Origin of the sequence: Amycolatopsis sp. w19 (assembly GCF_051373225.1) — a bacterium.
Lineage (GTDB): Bacteria > Actinomycetota > Actinomycetes > Mycobacteriales > Pseudonocardiaceae > Amycolatopsis > Amycolatopsis japonica.
This window is the reverse complement of the sequence record NZ_JBPQFM010000016.1, coordinates 17,785-33,420: the sequence shown is the minus strand read 5'-3', so window position 1 is coordinate 33,420 and position 15,636 is coordinate 17,785. Positions and strand designations below refer to the sequence as shown.

The window sequence follows — 15,636 nt, the reverse complement described above, 5'->3', positions numbered from 1 at the left end:
GGGTTCTTTTGTTCTTTGTGGTCACGAGGAGGTGGCGATGGGTGCTCGGGGTTCCTTGGCCCGCCAGCTCCTCGTGTGGCAACTGGTAGTCGTCAGCTGCCTACTCTGCGCGGTGGGCGTGCTGGCCGTCGTCCAGGCGGGGAACAACTTCCGCACGACCGAGGGACGCCGGGCGCTTTCGGTCGCGGAGAGTGTCGCCGCGCAGGGCATCGTGGGCGACCTCGACAACGGCCCGTGGGAGCTGAACGCGCCCGCGGAGACCGCGCGAAGCCTCTCCGGGGTCGATTTCGTCGTGATCGCGGGAGCGGACCGTTATGTGCTCGCGTCACCTGATCCGGGGCAGGTGCGCACGCTGCTCGACCTCGGCGACAGCACCGTCCTCTCTGGACGGTCGTGGGTCGGCGAACTCGACGGCTCGATCGTGGCGCACGTCCCGGTGCTCGACGAGAAGGGCGGCAAGGTGGTCCGCATGGTCGCGGCGGGCTCGAAGTCGCCAGGGTTCTTCGCCGGAGTGCTCGAGTCGCCGGACAACGCCCTGCGCGTGCTGGGGGTCGCGCTGGTGATCGGGGTGAGCGGTTCGCTGCTGCTGGCGCGGCGGGTGAAGAACCAGACGCTCGGCCTGGAACCGCACGAGATCACCGCGCTGGTCGAGAACCGGGAGGCCCTCCTGCACGGCATCAAGGAGGGCGTCGTCGGCCTGGACCCGCAGCACCGGATCACCCTGGTGAACGATCAGGCGCGCGAACTGCTGGCGCTGCCGGACGACGCGGTCGGCCGGTCGGTCGAGGACCTCGACCTCAACGAACGCATCCGCGACCTGCTCACCGGCCGCGCGACCGGCGCCGACCAGATCGTGCTGCGGCAGGGGAAGGTGCTCACGCTGAACCGGATGCCGATCGACGTGCGGGGAGCCGTGGTCACCCTGCGGGACCGCACCGATCTGATGACCCTGCGGGACGAACTCGACGCCAGCAGGCACGCCACCGACACGTTGCGGGCGCAGGCGCACGAGTTCAGCAACCGGCTGCACACCATCTCCGGGCTGCTGGAACTCGGGGAATACGAAGAGGTTCGCGGTTACGTCAGCCGGATCAGCTCGGCGCAGGGGGAGTGGCGCGCGGAGGTCGGCTCGCGCGTCGGCGACCCGGCGGTGGCGGCGCTGTTGATCGCGAAGGCGTCGCTCGCGGCGGAACGCGGGGTCGGGTTGCGGATGGCCCCGGACAGCGAACTGGATCGCGTCGAAGACGCCCTTTCCACGGATTTGGTGACAGTGCTGGGAAATCTCGTCGACAACGCCTTGGACGCGCTGGGTGGGGAACAGGGCTGGATCGAGGTCGGCGTGTGGCAGGAGGAGGACGAAGTGCGGGTGGAGGTCCGTGATTCCGGGCCGGGAGTCGCCCCGGAGATCGCGGAGGAAGTGTTCGAGCACGGGTTCACGACGAAGGCCGCCGCGCACGGCCAGCGCGGTCTCGGGCTCGCGCTGATCCGGCAGGCCTGCGTGCGGCGAGGCGGTTCGGTCGAGGTGCACAACTCCGGTGGCGCGGTGTTCACGGCGAGGTTGCCGCGATGATCAAGGTGCTCGTCGTCGACGACGATTTCATGGTCGCGAAGGTCCACAGTGGATACGTCACGCGCACGGAGGGGTTCGCCGTGGTCGGGGTCGCGCACACCGGCGCCGACGCGATCCGCCTGGCGCGGGAACTGAAACCGGATCTGGTGCTGCTGGACGTCTATCTTCCCGATGTCGACGGGCTTTCGGTGCTGCGGGAACTGCGCGCGACCGAGGACGTCGACGTCATCCTGATCACCGCCGCGACCGACGTGGAAACCGTGCGGCAGGCGATGCGGGGCGGTGTCCTGCACTATCTGATCAAACCGTTCGAGTACGCGTCGCTGCGCGATCAGCTGACCCATTTCGCGTCGTTGCACCGGCGGCTGGACCGGCTCGCCGAGGCCGGGCAGGCCGACGTCGACCAGGTCTTCGGCGCGCGGCCGAGCGCGAAACCCGTGCTGCCCAAGGGACTCACCGCCGAGACCGCGCGACTGGTGGAGACCGCGCTGCGGGGCGCGGCCGGCGGGATGTCGGCGAGCGAATGCGCCGAGGCGACCGGTGTCGCGCGAGTGAGCGCGCGCCGGTACCTGGAGCATTTCGTGGCGACGGGCAAGGCCGAAGTGACGCTCAAGTACGGCGGGACGGGACGGCCCGAACGCCGCTATCTCTGGTCGTGACCCCTCCCCGCATTTCGTCCTCTGAATGCGCGACGTCGGCGCGGAGCCCGGCGATGAGGCGGGCGAGGCCGTACTCGAACGAGGCGGCCGGATCCTCCTCGTGGTCGCCCTCGGCGTGCTGCTGTTCGTCGATCGCGCAGCCGAGGGTGTACCGGCTGATCGCGAGGATCGCGTGCGTCGCGTCCTCCTCGGCGAAACCGGCCCGCAGCAACGGTTTGATCAGCGGTGTCATCGCCGACCGGCCGGTCGGGCGGGAACCGGCGTGCAGGCGGGCGCCGTCCCGGTAGGACAGCAGCGTGGCGCGGATGGTGCGGGCGCGCCTGGCCAGCCATTCGGCCCAGTCGTCCATCGCCGCGGGATCGTCGAGCGGGGCGAGCCGGTCGTCCAGCATCGTTTCGGCCATCTGGTCGAGCAACGCCTGCTTGCTCTTGAAATGCGTGTAGAGCGCGGGACCGCGCACGCCGAGCTTCTCCCCGAGCTTGCGCAGGCTCAGTCCGTCCAGCCCGACCTCGTCGAGGAGTTCCAGCGCGGCTCGAACGTAGCCATCCCGTCTCACGACCATGCGCACACCTTCGCCGGTCCGTATCGAAGTTGACAACTCGGCAGTATCTTATCACTGTTAAGAACTTAACAGTGATAAGAATGGCAGGTAGGATGATCGGAAGTCCCGATGAGGACCGGTTGACCCCGGCGTTGTGGGGGACGGCCGCGATCCTGACCGTCGGCGGATTCCTGTCGATGTTCACGTCGACCGTCGTCACCGTCGCGCTCGGCACGATCGCGGCCGGATTCCGTGCATCGCTCGGTACCGCCCAGTGGATCGCGACCGGTTATCTGCTCGCGCTCGCCGCGATGGTGCCGGTGAGCGGCTGGGCGTGCCGTCGCTTCGGGACGACGCGGGTGTGGCTGGGGTGCGTCGGTCTGTTCGCGGTCTTTTCCGCCCTCTGCGCGGCGGCGCCCTCGGTCGAGACGCTGATCGCCTTCCGTGTCCTGCAAGGCGCCGCGGGCGGGCTGCTGGTCCCGGCGGGACAGATCCTGTTCGCGACGATGGTGGGGCCGAAACGGCTCGGCCGGATGATGGCCGTGCTGAGCATCCCGATCTACCTCGCTCCCGTGCTCGGCACCCTGGCCGGCTGTGTGCTCGCCGAGCGGTTCGGCGTGCCGTGGCTGTTCCTCGTGAACGTGCCGCTCGCGCTGCTCTGCCTGCTGCTGGGCCGGAAACGGCTGCCGAGGGAAGGTCCCGTCGACACCCGTCCGCTGGATTGGCGTGGCTTGGCGCTCACCGTGACCGGATTGCCGTTGCTCGTCTACGGCTTCGCCGAAGCCGCCCCGATCGCGGCGGGCGCCGGTGCGATCCTGCTCGCCGTCTTCGTGGTCACCGCGCTGAGGTCGCCCGCGCCACTGCTCGACCTGCGGCTGTTCCGCGACCGGACGTTCTCCTCGGCCGCCGCCGTCATCTTCGGGATGGGGATCGCCCTGTTCGGTGCGATGATCGTCCTGCCGCTGTACTACCTCGACGTCCGGCACGAAAGCCTCGTCGCCACCGGGTTCCTGACGGCGCCGCTGGCACTCGGCACGGTGCTGGCCCTTCCGCTCGCGGGCAGGCTGACCGACCGGATCGGCGGGGCGCGGGTGATCTTCGCCGGGCTGATCGTCACGATCATCGGGACGGTGCCGCTCGCGCTGCTCACCGGATCCGACGATTACTGGTGGCTCTCGGCCGTCCAGGTGGTCCGCGGCTGCGGTATCGGGTTGACCACGACGCCGGCGCTCGCCACCGGCCTGGTGTCGGTGCCCAAAGAGCGAATTTCCCACGCCATGCCGCTCTTCGCCATGCTGCAACGGATCGGCGGATCCTTCGGCACGTCGGTCCTGACCGCGGTCGTCGCCGCGCGGCTCGCCGCCGCTCCCGGGTCCGCGGCGGCCGTCGCGGGCGCGCACGGGTGGATCGCCGGGATCACGGCGATCGTGCTGATCCCGTCGTGGCTCCTCGTCCGCGCCGAAATGTCCACAAAGGACTGACGAGGGCCGGTGGGTTTGTTCCCGTCCGGAGGGCGTGAAGGTTTCCAGTGTCATCCGGGACAGCGGGTGGACAACGCCGTAGGCTCAGGTGAATGAGCACGGCACCCACGTCGGAGCATCCGACGGTCGAAACCCGGCACCAGACCCAGTTGCTCACCCTGTTGCGCGATGAGGGACCGATGTCCCGGGTCGAACTGGGGGAGCGGCTGGAGCTGCCGCGCGCCCGGGTGGGGGCCGAGGTCGCGCGGCTGGCCGAGGTCGGCCTCGTCGAGACCGCGGGTCCGTCGGCGAGCCGCGGTGGCAGGCGGTCCACCCTCGTGCGGCTCGCGGGAGACCTGCGGGTGCTGTCGGTCGACGTCGGCGCGACGTCGGTCGGGGTCGCGCTCACCGACGCTTCGTGCGAGGTGCTGGTGCACACCGTCGAGGACTGCGACGTCCGGCAGGGGCCGCACGCCGTGCTCAAACGGGTCGTCGCGCTGGGGGAGAAGATCCGCGAAGAGGCGCCGGGCAAGCTGATCGCGGCCGGGATCGGCTTGCCGGGGCCGGTGAGTTTCGCCGAGGGCATGGCGGTCGCGCCGCCGATAATGCCCGGCTGGGACCGGTTCTCCGTGCGCGACCATCTCGGCGGGCTGCTGCGCTGCCCGGTCACGGTCGACAACGACGTGAACTCGATGGCGCTCGGGGAGCGGCACGCCGGCGTGGCGCGCTCCATCGACGACCTGGTGTTCGTCAAGATCGGTACCGGTATCGGCTGCGGGATCGTGCTGGGCGGCAAGGTGTACCGCGGCGTCGCCGGCACCGCGGGCGACATCGGGCACATCCGGCTCGACGACTACGGGCCGACCTGTGCCTGCGGCGAGACCGGCTGTCTCGAGGCGTACTTCGGCGGCGCCGCACTGGCCCGCGACGGGTTGACGCTCGCGCGCAGCGGCCGGTCGACGTACCTCGCCGACGTCGTCGCGGCCCGCGGCGCGATCACCGCGCAGGACGTCGGCCGCGCGGCGGCGTCGGGCGACTTCGGCGCGGTCAACCTGATCCGCGACGGCGGGCGGCGGCTCGGCCAGGTGGTCGCGTCGCTGGTGAGTTTCGTGAACCCCGGCATGGTCGTGATCGGCGGCGGCGTCGCGCAGCTCGGGCATCAGCTGCTCGCCGAGATCCGCAGCTCGGTCTACCGGCGGTCGCTGCCGCTCGCGACCGGGAACCTGCCGATCGTGCTGTCCGAGCTGGGGGACACCGCGGGGGTCATCGGGGCCGCCTGGTCCGCCACGGACCGGGCCTTCACGCTGAGTAGCTGACCGACACTCGTGAGTGTTTTGGGTCGTTAGGGCCAATCGTGCCCTCCGTACCTCCTGGTCCGAAGTCCGTGAAGGCCTCCTTGAGGGACTCTAGGTCCCTCAAGGAGGCCTTCACAGACTTGGGCACGCAGGGGTGGCGTGAGCGGAGGCGTGACTCGTGTGATCGGGGGCGTGATTCGCGTGTTTGGAGGCGGCACTCGGGGTGTTCCGCCTCTGATCACGCGAGTTCCGGCTTCGATCACGTGAGTGCGGTGCCACGTCCTCGTGAGTGGTAAGGGCGGTTAGAACGACCCAAAACACTCACGACACCCAAGCGCCCTGCCGCACGTTGGGCACTCACCTGATTCCGATTAGTAACGTCAAGATCGTACAGACTTTCGCTCAAAAAGTACGAAAGTCTGTGTCGTTTGAGACGGCTAATCGGGTGACGGCGGGCTTTAGTCGACATTTCTGTCCTGTTGTCACCTTGACGGGTGACGGGCGCCACCCTACTTTCGCTGGCTAAGTAACAAAGTTTGTTACGGCCGATTCGTAAGTGGGGACTGTGTGGCGGTGACGGAATCCGGGCGGCTCGACCCAGTCAGCCCCCGTACGGCGAACCTCGCCGCGCTCCTGCGGGCGTTGCGCGAGGGGCCGCTCTCGCGCACCCAGCTCGCGGCACGCTGCGGGCTCACCAAGGCGGCCGTCTCCGGGTTGATCACCGAGCTGTCCGAACGCGGTCTCGTCCGCTCCGCCGGACTCCAGGGCGGCGGCAACGGCAGGCCCAGCCAGCTGGTCGAACTGAACGGCGCCAGCGCGTGCGGGCTCGCGCTCAGCGTCGAGGCCGATCGCTTCGCCGCCGTCGTCACGAACCTCGACGGCCGCGTGGTCTCCGAGCGCACCGAGACCGCGGACGTCGCCGCGCTCGGGCTGCACCGGAGCATGGACGAACTCGCCTTCCTCGCCCGGACCGTGCTGCTCGACGGCCGGCCGGTCGGGGTCACCGTCTCGGTGCCCGGTCTGGTCGATTCGGCCGCCGCCGTCCTCCGGTTCGCGCCGACCCTGCGCTGGCGCGACGCCGAGATCGCCGATCTCCTCGCCGCCCGGCTCGGCCTGCCGGTCGAGGCCATCACGGTCGACAACGAGGCCAACCTCGGCGCGGTCGGCGAGGCCGTCGCCGGGGTCGGAAAAGGCGTGCGGGAGCTCTTCTACCTCAGCGGCGGCACGGGTGTCGGCGGCGGGCTCGTGTCCGGTGGCGCGATTTTGCGCGGTGCCAGGGGTTTCGCGGGCGAGGTCGGGCACATCACGGTCGATCCGTCGGGCGAGCAGTGCCCCTGCGGCCGGGTCGGCTGCCTGGAGACCAAGGCCGGGCTCAACGCCGTCCTGCGCGGCGCCGCCTCGCCGGGCGACCCGCTGCACGATCCCGCGCTCGGCGTCGACGGCCGGGTCGGGCTGCTCAAGCACCGCGTCCAGCGCGGTGACCAGCGCGCGGTCGCGGCGGTCTCGGAACTCGGGGTCGCGCTCGGCATCGCGGTGTCCACCGTGGTCGACGTGCTCGACCCGGACCTCGTCGTCCTCGGCGGCTACTTCGCCGAACTGGGCGAATGGCTGGTCGAGCCGGTGCGCCGCGAACTGTCCGCGCGTCCGCTCGGGCACGAGCCCGCCTGCCGCGTCGAGCCGTCGCCGCTGGGCACCACCGCCCCGCTGCGCGGCGCCGCGCATCTCGCCACCGAACGGCTTTTCGCCGATCCGACGCTAGTTCCCACCACGGCCGAGGAGGCTCCGGCATGACCTTGCTATCCGTCCGGGGGATCGTGAAGACGTTCCCCGGGGTGCGTGCGCTGGACGGGGTCGACTTCGACGTCGAACCCGGCGAGGTGCACTGCCTGCTCGGCCAGAACGGCGCGGGCAAGTCCACGCTGATCAAGACGCTCGCCGGAGCCCACCGGCCCGATGGTGGCGAGATCTTCTGGCAGGGCGAGCCGGTCACGCTGCCCTCACCGGTCGCCGCGCTGAAGATCGGCATCGCGACCATGTATCAGGAACTCGACCTGGTGCCCGGGCTTTCCGTGGCGGACAACATCTTCCTCGGCCGCGAGCGGGCGACGTTCGGGTTCACGCGGATCAGCGAGTCCCGGAACAAGGCCGCGAAACTGATGGCCCGGCTCGGGCATCCCGAGATCGCGCCGTCGACCGAGGTCGGCAAGTTGTCCGCCGCCGGTCAGCAGCTGGTCTCGATGGCGCGGGCGCTCGCGTACGACGCGAAGCTGCTGGTGATGGACGAGCCCACCGCGGCGCTGGCGGGCGAAGAGGTCGACAACCTGTTCCGCATCGTCGGCGAGCTGACCGCCGAAGGCGTCGCGATCGTCTACATCTCCCACCGGCTCGAAGAACTGCGCCGGATCGGCCACCGCGTCACCGTGCTGAAGGACGGCAAGACCGTCTCCACCGGCCTCGACGCCAAGGAGACGCCGACCTCCGACCTCGTCGCGCTGATGGCGGGCCGCAAGGTCGAAACCGTGTTCGGCCCGCGCCACCAGGAACACGTCGACCCGGACAACGAGGTCCTGAAGGTGGAGAACCTGACCACCGTCGGCGAGTTCGAGAACGTGAACTTCACCGTGCACGCCGGGGAGGTCGTCGGGATCGCGGGCCTCGTCGGTTCGGGCCGCAGCGAGCTGCTGGAGACGATCTTCGGCGCACGCAAACAGGACACGGGTTCGGTGTCGGTCGACGGCGAACCCGTCCGGCCGGGCAGCGTGTCCGCGGCGGTCAAGGCCGGGATCGGGCTGGCGCCCGAGGAACGCAAGAGCCAGGGACTCCTGCTGGACCTGCCGGTCGTGCACAACGTGACCCTGGCGAGCCTGGGCAAGTACGCGACGTTCGGGTTCACCGAGCGGGGCAGGGAACTCGACGACGCCGGGGAAAGCCTGCGGCGTCTCGATCTCCGGCCCGCCGACCCGCACCGGATCATCCGCACGCTGTCCGGCGGCAACCAGCAGAAGGCGGTGCTCGCGCGCTGGCTGGTCCGCGGCTGCCGGGTCCTGCTGCTGGACGAGCCGACGCGCGGGGTCGACGTCGGCGCGCGGGCGGAGCTGTACCGGCTGATCGAGGAACTGGCCGCGACCGGGGTCGCGATCGTGCTCGTCAGCAGCGAGATCCCCGAGGTACTCGGCCTGTCCGACCGGGTGCTGGTGCTGCGTGAAGGACGTGTCCTGGCTGAAAAGCCGTCCGCGGAGCTGACAGAGGCGGAAGTGCTCGACGTGATTCTCGAAGGGAGTGCGGCGTGACCGACCAAGCCGAATCGGTGCGTACGCAGAGCGCCGTGGAACCCTTGCCACCCAAGCAAAAGCGAAACTTCTCGCTCGACACCCGGCTGCTCGGCCTTGCCGGGGTTCTGGTGATCCTGTGCATCGTCGGCCAGGTGACCCGGCCCGACCAGTTCTTCACCGACGGCAACATCTCCACGATCCTGCGGCTCGCCGCGGCCATCGGGGTGGTCAGCGTCGGGATGACGTTCGTGATCATCGCCGGCGGCATCGACCTCTCGGTCGGGTCGATCGTGGCGCTGTCCAGTGTCTGGCTGACCACCTTGGCCACCCAGTCCTACGGCCCGTTCGTGATGATCCTTTGTGGACTCCTGGTCGGCCTCGGCTGCGGGCTGATCAACGGGATCCTGGTCTCCTACGGGAAGATCGTGCCGTTCATCGCCACACTGGCGATGTACGTATCCGCCCGCGGCCTCGCGGAACGCATCAGCGGCCGCCGCACGCAGGTGGTGTCGGAAGCGGGTTTCCTGGACTTCTTCCGCGGTGACCTGCTCGGCATCCCGGTGCTGATCTGGATGTTCGCGCTGGTGTTCGCGATCGGCTGGGTGGTGCTGAACCGCACCACGTTCGGCCGCCGCACCTTCGCCGTCGGCGGCAACGCCGAGGCTTCGCGGCTGGCAGGCATCAACGTCAAACGGCACACCGCGCTCGTCTACGGCGTCGCCGGGCTGTGCTGCGGTATCGCCGCGCTGATGGTCGTCGCCCGCACCACCGCGGGCGCCTCGACCAACGGCATGCTCTACGAGCTCGACGCCATCGCGGCGGTCGTCATCGGCGGCACCCTGCTCACCGGTGGCCGCGGCTCGCTCATCGGCACCCTGATCGGCGTGCTGATCTTCACCGTGCTGTCCAACATCTTCACGCTCAACAACCTGGACACCGACATCCAGAACATCGCGAAGGGCGTGATCATCGTCCTGGCCGCGCTACTGCAGTTCCGCTCCGTGAAAAAGACCAAGGCGAGTACTTGATCACCGTGGATGGAGAATCGTCATGACCGAACAATCCCTGCATCGCCGCCGTTTCCTGCTGGGAGGCGCGGCCGTCGGAGCGGGTGCGCTGCTGACCGCGTGCACCTCGAACGAGGCACCGGCGCAGAACAACGCGGCCAACGTGGCCAACGCCGGGGCGAACTCGCAGCCCGGAACCCCCGTCACCATCGGGTTCTCGGCGCCTGCCGCGGACCACGGCTGGATGGCGGCCATCACCAAGAACGCCCGCGCGCAGGCGCAGAAGTTCAGTGAGGTCACGCTCAACGCGACCGAGGGCACCAACGACGTCAACCAGCAGATCTCCCAGGTGGAGACCTTGATCAACGCCAAGGTCAACGTCCTGGTGATCCTGCCGTTCGACGGCAAGGCGCTGACCGCGGTCGGCCAGCAGGCGATGGACGCCGGTATCCAGGTGATCAACCTGGACCGCGTCTTCGACACCCCGCTCGCGTACCGCACCTGGATCGGCGGCGACAACTACCGCATGGGTGTCAACGCCGGCAACTACATCGCCCAGCAGATGAAGGCGAAGAACATCGCCAGCCCGGTGATCGGCGAGGTCGCGGGGATCGACTCGCTGCCGCTGACCCAGGAACGCAGCAAGGGCTTCAAGGACGCCTTGACCCGCCAGGGTTTCACGGTCGGCCCGCGCGTCTCGGCGCAGTTCACCCCGGAGTCGGGCGAGCAGCAGACGTCGAACCTGCTGCAGTCGGCGTCCAAATTGGACGCACTGTGGAACCACGACGACGACCAGGGCGTCGGCGTCATCGCGGCGATCAACAACGCCAACCGCAAGAACTTCCTGATGGTCGGCGGCGCGGGATCGAAGAACGCGATGAACCTGATCAAGTCCGACGCCGAACCGCTGAAGGCGACGGTGCTCTACAGCCCGTCGATGGCGTCTTCGGCGATCTCGCTCGCGCGGCTGCTCGGCCAGGGCAAGGGCGCCGGTGACTTCGCCGAGCACGAGATCCCCGCCGAGATCACCACGTACTCCGCGGTGGTCACCAAGGAGAACGTCGACAAGTACATGGACGTCGGCTTCGACTCGTAAACCCGCGTACCCGACACGCAAGCGGAGATCTAGGAGGGGTATTGAGCACGGCAACGGAAACGATCGGGATCGGCATGGTGGGCCACGCGTTCATGGGTGCGGTGCATTCGCACGCGTGGCGCAGCGTGCACCGGTTCTTCGCGCCACCGCTGATCCCGCGACTCGCCGTGCTCGGCGGCCGTGACGAAGTGCGGGCGAAGGCCGCGGCGGAACGGTTCGGCTGGGAAGACGTCGAGACGGACTGGCGCGCGCTGATCGCCCGCGACGACGTCGACCTGGTCGACATCTGCACGCCGGGCGACAGCCACGCCGAGATCGCGATCGCCGCGCTCGAAGCGGGCAAGCACGTGCTGTGCGAGAAACCGCTGGCCAACACCCTCGCCGAAGCCGAAGCGATGGCCGAGGCGGCGGCGAAGGCACGGGCCAACGGCGTCCGGTCCATGGTGGCGTTCAACTATCGCCGGGTGCCCGCGCTCGCACACGCCAGGAAACTGGTCGCGAGCGGGGCGCTCGGCGAGATTCGCCACGTGCGGTCGGTCTACCTGCAGGACTGGCTGTCCGACGCCCAGGCGCCGATGACCTGGCGGCTGCACAAGGACAAGGCGGGCTCCGGCGCGCTGGGCGACCTCGGCGCGCACATCGTCGACGCCGCCCAGTTCGTCACCGGCGACACGATCACCGGGGTTTCCGCGCTGACCAACACCTTCGTCAAGGAGCGGCCGGACGGCGACGGCGGCACCGGGCAGGTCACGGTCGACGACACCGCGCTGTTCCTCGGCCGGTTCACCGGCGGCGCGGTGGCGAGTTTCGAGGCGACCCGGTTCGCGCTGGGCCGCAAGAACGCGATGCGGCTGGAGATCAACGGGTCGAAGGCGAGCCTCGCGTTCGACTTCGAGTCGATGAACGAACTGTCCTTCTTCGACGGTGGCCAGCCGCCCACCGAGGCCGGGTTCCGCCGGATCCTGGTCACCGAACCCGAGCACCCGTACGTCGGGGTGTGGTGGCCGCCGGGCCACCTGCTCGGCTACGAGCACACCTTCACCAACGAGGTCGCCGATCTGCTCACCGCGATCGGCGAAGGCAAGGATCCCGAACCGTCCTTCGAGGACGGATTGCGGGTTCAGCAGGTTTTGGACGCGGTCGAGCGCAGCGCGTCCGACGAGGCGCGATGGACCACTGTGCCCGGAGTCACCGTGAAGGGGAGTAACTGAGCGAGAGATCCAGCCGAAAGTCGCATGACGGCTATCACTGCGACTTGGTTCGATCCGAAACATCCGACCATCGGAGGTTGGGGTTCTCGGGTTCTGGAAAGGTGGAGAAATGCCTGCTCACGAGCGTACGGGCATCTGGTTGATCGGGGCGAGGGGGTCTGTCGCCACTACCGCCGCGGTAGGGCTCCTCGCGCTGCGCGCGGGGGTCGCCGGCGGTGGCGGCTGTGTCACCGAGCTGCCCGCGTTCGCCGGGGTTCCGTTGCCGGGCTGGGACGATCTGGTCCTCGGCGGGCACGACATCGTGCACACCCCGCTGGAGAAGCGCGCCGAACAGCTGGCGCACGCCGGTGTCTTCGGGCACTCGGTGTTCTCCGCGGTCCGGTCCGGGCTGGCCGAGGTGGACGCCGAGATCCGCGACGGCTACCACCCGGCGACGCACACCGGTGCCCAGGCCGACGCGGCCGCCCGGCTCACGGCGGACATCCGGGCTTTCGCCGACCGGCACGACCTCGCGCGGGTCGTCGTGGTCAACGTGTCCTCCACCGAGGCCCCGTGTCCCCACCTGCCCGAACACGACGACCTCGACGCGCTCGAAGCGGCTTTGGCGGATCCGGCGCGGGCGGTGCTCCCGTCGAGTTCCCTGTCGGCCTACGCGGCTTTGAAGGCGGGAAGCCCGTACGTCGAGTTCACGCCGTCCGCCGGGATCACCCTGCCCGCGCTGCGGCAACTCGCCGAGCGGGAAGGCCTGCCGTACGCGGGCTGCGACGGCAAGACCGGCGAGACGCTGCTGCGCACCGTCCTCGCGCCGATGTTCAGCGCGCGGGCGCTGAAGGTCCGCTCCTGGGCGGGTACCAACCTGCTGGGCGGTGGCGACGGCGAGACACTTGCCGACCCGGTGACCGCGAACAGCAAGCTGGAATCCAAGGCGCGCGGGCTCGCGGCGCTGCTCGGCGAGGACGTCACCGCGCCGCTGCACATCGACAACGTGCCCGACCTCGGCGAGATCAAGACCGCGTGGGACCACGTGTCGTTCGAGGGTTTCCTCGGCGCGCGCATGAGCCTGCAGTTCACCTGGACCGGCTACGACTCCGCGCTCGCGGCGCCGCTGATCCTGGACCTGGCCCGGTTCGTCACCGCCGCGCACGCCGGCGGCCAGAGCGGCGCGCTGACCGAACTCGGCTTCTTCTTCAAGGATCCGCTGGGTAGCGACGAACACCGTTTCGCCGAGCAGACCGCCCGCCTGGTCACCTGGGCGGCCGACCTGTGAAGGCCTATGTGGAACTCGTCCGGGCGCCCGCGGCGCTGACGGTGCTCGGTGACACGGTCGCCGGATCCGCCGCCGCGGGGCTCAAGATGACCGGCCGACGGCTGCTGTTGCCGTTGTCGTCGGTCGCCTTCTACTGGGCCGGGATGGCCCTCAACGACTGGGCGGACCGGAAGCTCGACGCCGTGGAGCGGCCCGAGCGCCCGATCCCGTCCGGGCGGGTGAGTGCCGGCGCGGCGCTCACCACCGGGGCCGCGCTGACCGCTGCCGGACTCGGCCTGGCAGCGCTCGGCGGCGGCCGTCGGGCGATGCGCGTCGCGGTCCCGCTCGCGGCGTCGGTGTGGGCCTACGACACCGTGCTCAAGCCGACCCCGGCCGGACCGGTGGCGATGGCGGCGTGCCGCACGCTCGACGTCCTGCTGGGCGCAGGTGATTCGCCGAAGAAGGCAGCCACGGCCGCGGCGGCGGTGGGTGTCCACACGCTCGGTGTCACCGCGCTCTCCACGGGGGAGGTCCACGGCGCGAACCCGGCGACCGCCCGGGCGGCGCTGGCCACCAGCTGCGCGGCGACAACGTTGGCATTGACCGGACCGGCCCGTGGGGGCTGGCATCGCGCCGCCTCGATGGCCGCCGGTTCGGGCTACGCGGGCCTGGTCGGCCGGGCGCAGGCGGACGCCGTCCGCGACCCGTCGGCGAAGTCCGTGCGCTCGGCGACGAAGAACGGCATCCACGGCATGGTCCCGCTGCAGGCGGCGGTCACGGCGAAGGGCTCGGTACTGGGTGCGGCGCTGGTCGCGGCCGCGCTGCCGATCGCCCGCAAGCTGTCGAGGAAGGTGAGCCCCACATGACGTTCTCGCTCGGATACGGCACCAACGGCTTCTCCAACCACCGCCTCGACGACGCGCTCGCGGTGATCGCCGACCTCGGGTACACCGGGGTGGCGCTGACCCTGGACCACGACCACCTCGACCCGTTCGCCGACGATCTGGCGCGGCAGGTCGACCACGTGGCCTCCCGGCTTTCGGCGCTCGGCCTGAACAGGGTCGTCATCGAGACCGGCGCGCGCTACCTGCTCGACCCGTGGCGCAAGCATTCGCCGACGCTGCTTTCGGACGACCCCGCGTTGCGGATCGACTTTCTGGCGCGAGCCCTGCAAATCGCCGGGGATCTCGGCGCGGACTGTGTGTCGTTCTGGTCTGGCGTGTCCACTGTGGACAATGACCTCGCCTGGTCGCGGTTGCGTGAAGGGGTCGCGGCGGTCCTGGAGCACGCCGCGCGGCTGAACGTGCGGCTGGCGATGGAACCCGAGCCCGGCCACCTCGTGCAGCATCTGGCCCAGGTCCTGGACCTGCGCAAGGAACTAGGCGAACCGGACCTCTTCGGGGTCACGCTCGACGTCGGGCACTGTGTCGCCGTCGAGCCGGTGAACGCGGCCGAATGCGTCCGCCTCGCCGGTCCGCTGCTGTGGAACGTGCAGCTGGACGACATGCTGCCGAGGGTCCACGAGCATCTGGAGTTCGGCGACGGGCATCTGGATCTGCCGGGGACGCTCGCCGCGCTGGCGGAGATCGGCTACACCGGGCTGGCCGCGGTCGAACTGCCCCGGCACAGCCACGCCGCGCCGGACACCGCGCGCCGGGCCTTCGAGGCCCTCACCGCGGCGATGCCGCAGACGTGGCAGGCCAAGGCGGAACGCCGGATCCGGGAGAAGCCGTCGGTGATCGGCTCGATCTTCCCGGCCGTCGGCCGCGAGGTCGGCCGGGAGGCGCTGCGCCCGGACACCGATCCGCAGGGTCTGGTCCACGGCACGGTCGACGACCGGGCACGGGTCCGGCTCGTGTCGGTGCTGGCCGACGTCCTCGACGACGCGGCGCTGGCCGCGGAACTGCGCGATCTCTACCGCTACGGCGACGACGCCGAGCGGCGCGGGGTCCTGCGGGCGCTCTCCGCGCTGGAGTCGCCGGGGGCCGAGGTCACCGACGCCGGGATCAAGCTGGTCGAGGACGCCTTGCGCGCCAACGACATCAGGCTGGTCGCCGCCGCCATGGGTGCCTTCGCCCGGTTCCTGGACGACCACACGTGGCGCCACGGCGTCCTCAAATGCGTCTTCGTCGGTGTGCCGCTGGCCGCCGTCGCGGACCTCACTTCCCGCGCGGACGACGAGCTTCGGAGAATGCTCGCCGATTTCGCCGACGAACGCAGGGCGGCCGGACGTGACGTACCCGCCGACGCCCTCGAACTCCTCAAGGAGAACTGAGCCA

General features: G+C 69.8%; 13 protein-coding genes. 12 read left to right on the top strand and 1 reads right to left on the bottom strand.

All coding sequences use genetic code 11. The features are described from left to right. Nucleotides 1-37 precede the first annotated feature (37 nt). Both ACSMFO_RS27435 and ACSMFO_RS27430 read left to right on the top strand, forming a co-directional pair. The gene (locus ACSMFO_RS27435) at nucleotides 38-1,570 is read left to right on the top strand and encodes a sensor histidine kinase (protein WP_038518505.1); all 1,533 of its coding nucleotides are present in this window, start codon (nucleotides 38-40) and stop codon (nucleotides 1,568-1,570) included. Next, complete coding sequence (locus ACSMFO_RS27430) at nucleotides 1,567-2,229, top strand: response regulator (protein ID WP_360087973.1); 663 nt, start codon at nucleotides 1,567-1,569, stop codon at nucleotides 2,227-2,229. The genes ACSMFO_RS27435 and ACSMFO_RS27430 overlap by 4 nt, the downstream gene beginning before the upstream one ends. On the opposite strand, the gene ACSMFO_RS27425 is transcribed toward ACSMFO_RS27430, so the two are convergent. Continuing rightward, nucleotides 2,180-2,791: a TetR/AcrR family transcriptional regulator C-terminal domain-containing protein gene (locus ACSMFO_RS27425; RefSeq protein WP_436461014.1), complete on the bottom strand. Its 612-nt coding sequence runs from the start codon at nucleotides 2,789-2,791 to the stop codon at nucleotides 2,180-2,182. The two genes, ACSMFO_RS27430 and ACSMFO_RS27425, sit on opposite strands and share 50 nt — an antisense overlap. Before the next feature lie 80 nt (nucleotides 2,792-2,871). Here ACSMFO_RS27425 and ACSMFO_RS27420 point away from each other — a divergent pair, with 80 nt between their 5' ends. The 10 genes from ACSMFO_RS27420 (at nucleotide 2,872) to ACSMFO_RS27375 (ending at nucleotide 15,632) form a co-directional block, all read left to right on the top strand. Next, a complete protein-coding gene (locus ACSMFO_RS27420) occupies nucleotides 2,872-4,251 on the top strand; it encodes a DHA2 family efflux MFS transporter permease subunit (RefSeq protein WP_436461013.1) in 1,380 nt (459 codons plus the stop codon). 92 nt (nucleotides 4,252-4,343) lie between these two features. Beyond that, nucleotides 4,344-5,546 (top strand): ROK family protein, encoded by a 1,203-nt coding sequence (locus ACSMFO_RS27415; RefSeq protein ID WP_436461012.1) that lies wholly within the window; start codon nucleotides 4,344-4,346, stop codon nucleotides 5,544-5,546. Between the two features lie 552 nt (nucleotides 5,547-6,098). After that, nucleotides 6,099-7,316: an ROK family protein gene (locus tag ACSMFO_RS27410; protein ID WP_228694674.1), complete on the top strand. Its 1,218-nt coding sequence runs from the start codon at nucleotides 6,099-6,101 to the stop codon at nucleotides 7,314-7,316. Continuing rightward, nucleotides 7,313-8,815 carry a sugar ABC transporter ATP-binding protein gene (locus ACSMFO_RS27405; protein WP_436461011.1) on the top strand — a complete coding sequence of 501 codons (1,503 nt, stop codon included), beginning with the start codon at nucleotides 7,313-7,315 and terminating at the stop codon, nucleotides 8,813-8,815. The genes ACSMFO_RS27410 and ACSMFO_RS27405 overlap by 4 nt, the downstream gene beginning before the upstream one ends. After that, complete coding sequence (locus ACSMFO_RS27400; protein ID WP_436461010.1) at nucleotides 8,812-9,825, top strand: ABC transporter permease; 1,014 nt, start codon at nucleotides 8,812-8,814, stop codon at nucleotides 9,823-9,825. Before ACSMFO_RS27405 ends, ACSMFO_RS27400 begins: the two co-directional genes overlap by 4 nt. Nucleotides 9,826-9,847: 22 nt before the next feature. Next, complete coding sequence (locus tag ACSMFO_RS27395) at nucleotides 9,848-10,900, top strand: substrate-binding domain-containing protein (RefSeq protein WP_360087962.1); 1,053 nt, start codon at nucleotides 9,848-9,850, stop codon at nucleotides 10,898-10,900. 41 nt (nucleotides 10,901-10,941) lie between these two features. Then, the gene (locus ACSMFO_RS27390; RefSeq protein WP_436461009.1) at nucleotides 10,942-12,111 is read left to right on the top strand and encodes a Gfo/Idh/MocA family protein; all 1,170 of its coding nucleotides are present in this window, start codon (nucleotides 10,942-10,944) and stop codon (nucleotides 12,109-12,111) included. A 109-nt stretch (nucleotides 12,112-12,220) separates the two neighbouring features. Then, complete coding sequence (locus ACSMFO_RS27385; RefSeq protein ID WP_436461008.1) at nucleotides 12,221-13,378, top strand: inositol-3-phosphate synthase; 1,158 nt, start codon at nucleotides 12,221-12,223, stop codon at nucleotides 13,376-13,378. Then, nucleotides 13,375-14,223, top strand: a complete 849-nt coding sequence (locus tag ACSMFO_RS27380) for an SCO3242 family prenyltransferase (protein ID WP_038518478.1) — start codon at nucleotides 13,375-13,377, stop codon at nucleotides 14,221-14,223. Before ACSMFO_RS27385 ends, ACSMFO_RS27380 begins: the two co-directional genes overlap by 4 nt. After that, nucleotides 14,220-15,632: an EboA domain-containing protein gene (locus tag ACSMFO_RS27375; RefSeq protein ID WP_436461007.1), complete on the top strand. Its 1,413-nt coding sequence runs from the start codon at nucleotides 14,220-14,222 to the stop codon at nucleotides 15,630-15,632. Before ACSMFO_RS27380 ends, ACSMFO_RS27375 begins: the two co-directional genes overlap by 4 nt. Nucleotides 15,633-15,636 lie beyond the last annotated feature (4 nt).

What these genes read in the sequence shown, in the direction of transcription:
- ACSMFO_RS27395 (WP_360087962.1), top strand. Translation starts at nt 9,848, where the DNA reads ATGACCGAACAATCCCTGCATCGCCGCCGTTTCCTGCTGGGAGGCGCG.
- ACSMFO_RS27425 (WP_436461014.1), bottom strand. Translation starts at nt 2,791, where the DNA reads ATGGTCGTGAGACGGGATGGCTACGTTCGAGCCGCGCTGGAACTCCTC.
- ACSMFO_RS27385 (WP_436461008.1), top strand. Translation starts at nt 12,221, where the DNA reads ATGCCTGCTCACGAGCGTACGGGCATCTGGTTGATCGGGGCGAGGGGG.
- ACSMFO_RS27435 (WP_038518505.1), top strand. Translation starts at nt 38, where the DNA reads ATGGGTGCTCGGGGTTCCTTGGCCCGCCAGCTCCTCGTGTGGCAACTG.
- ACSMFO_RS27375 (WP_436461007.1), top strand. Translation starts at nt 14,220, where the DNA reads ATGACGTTCTCGCTCGGATACGGCACCAACGGCTTCTCCAACCACCGC.
- ACSMFO_RS27415 (WP_436461012.1), top strand. Translation starts at nt 4,344, where the DNA reads ATGAGCACGGCACCCACGTCGGAGCATCCGACGGTCGAAACCCGGCAC.
- ACSMFO_RS27405 (WP_436461011.1), top strand. Translation starts at nt 7,313, where the DNA reads ATGACCTTGCTATCCGTCCGGGGGATCGTGAAGACGTTCCCCGGGGTG.
- ACSMFO_RS27430 (WP_360087973.1), top strand. Translation starts at nt 1,567, where the DNA reads ATGATCAAGGTGCTCGTCGTCGACGACGATTTCATGGTCGCGAAGGTC.
- ACSMFO_RS27420 (WP_436461013.1), top strand. Translation starts at nt 2,872, where the DNA reads ATGGCAGGTAGGATGATCGGAAGTCCCGATGAGGACCGGTTGACCCCG.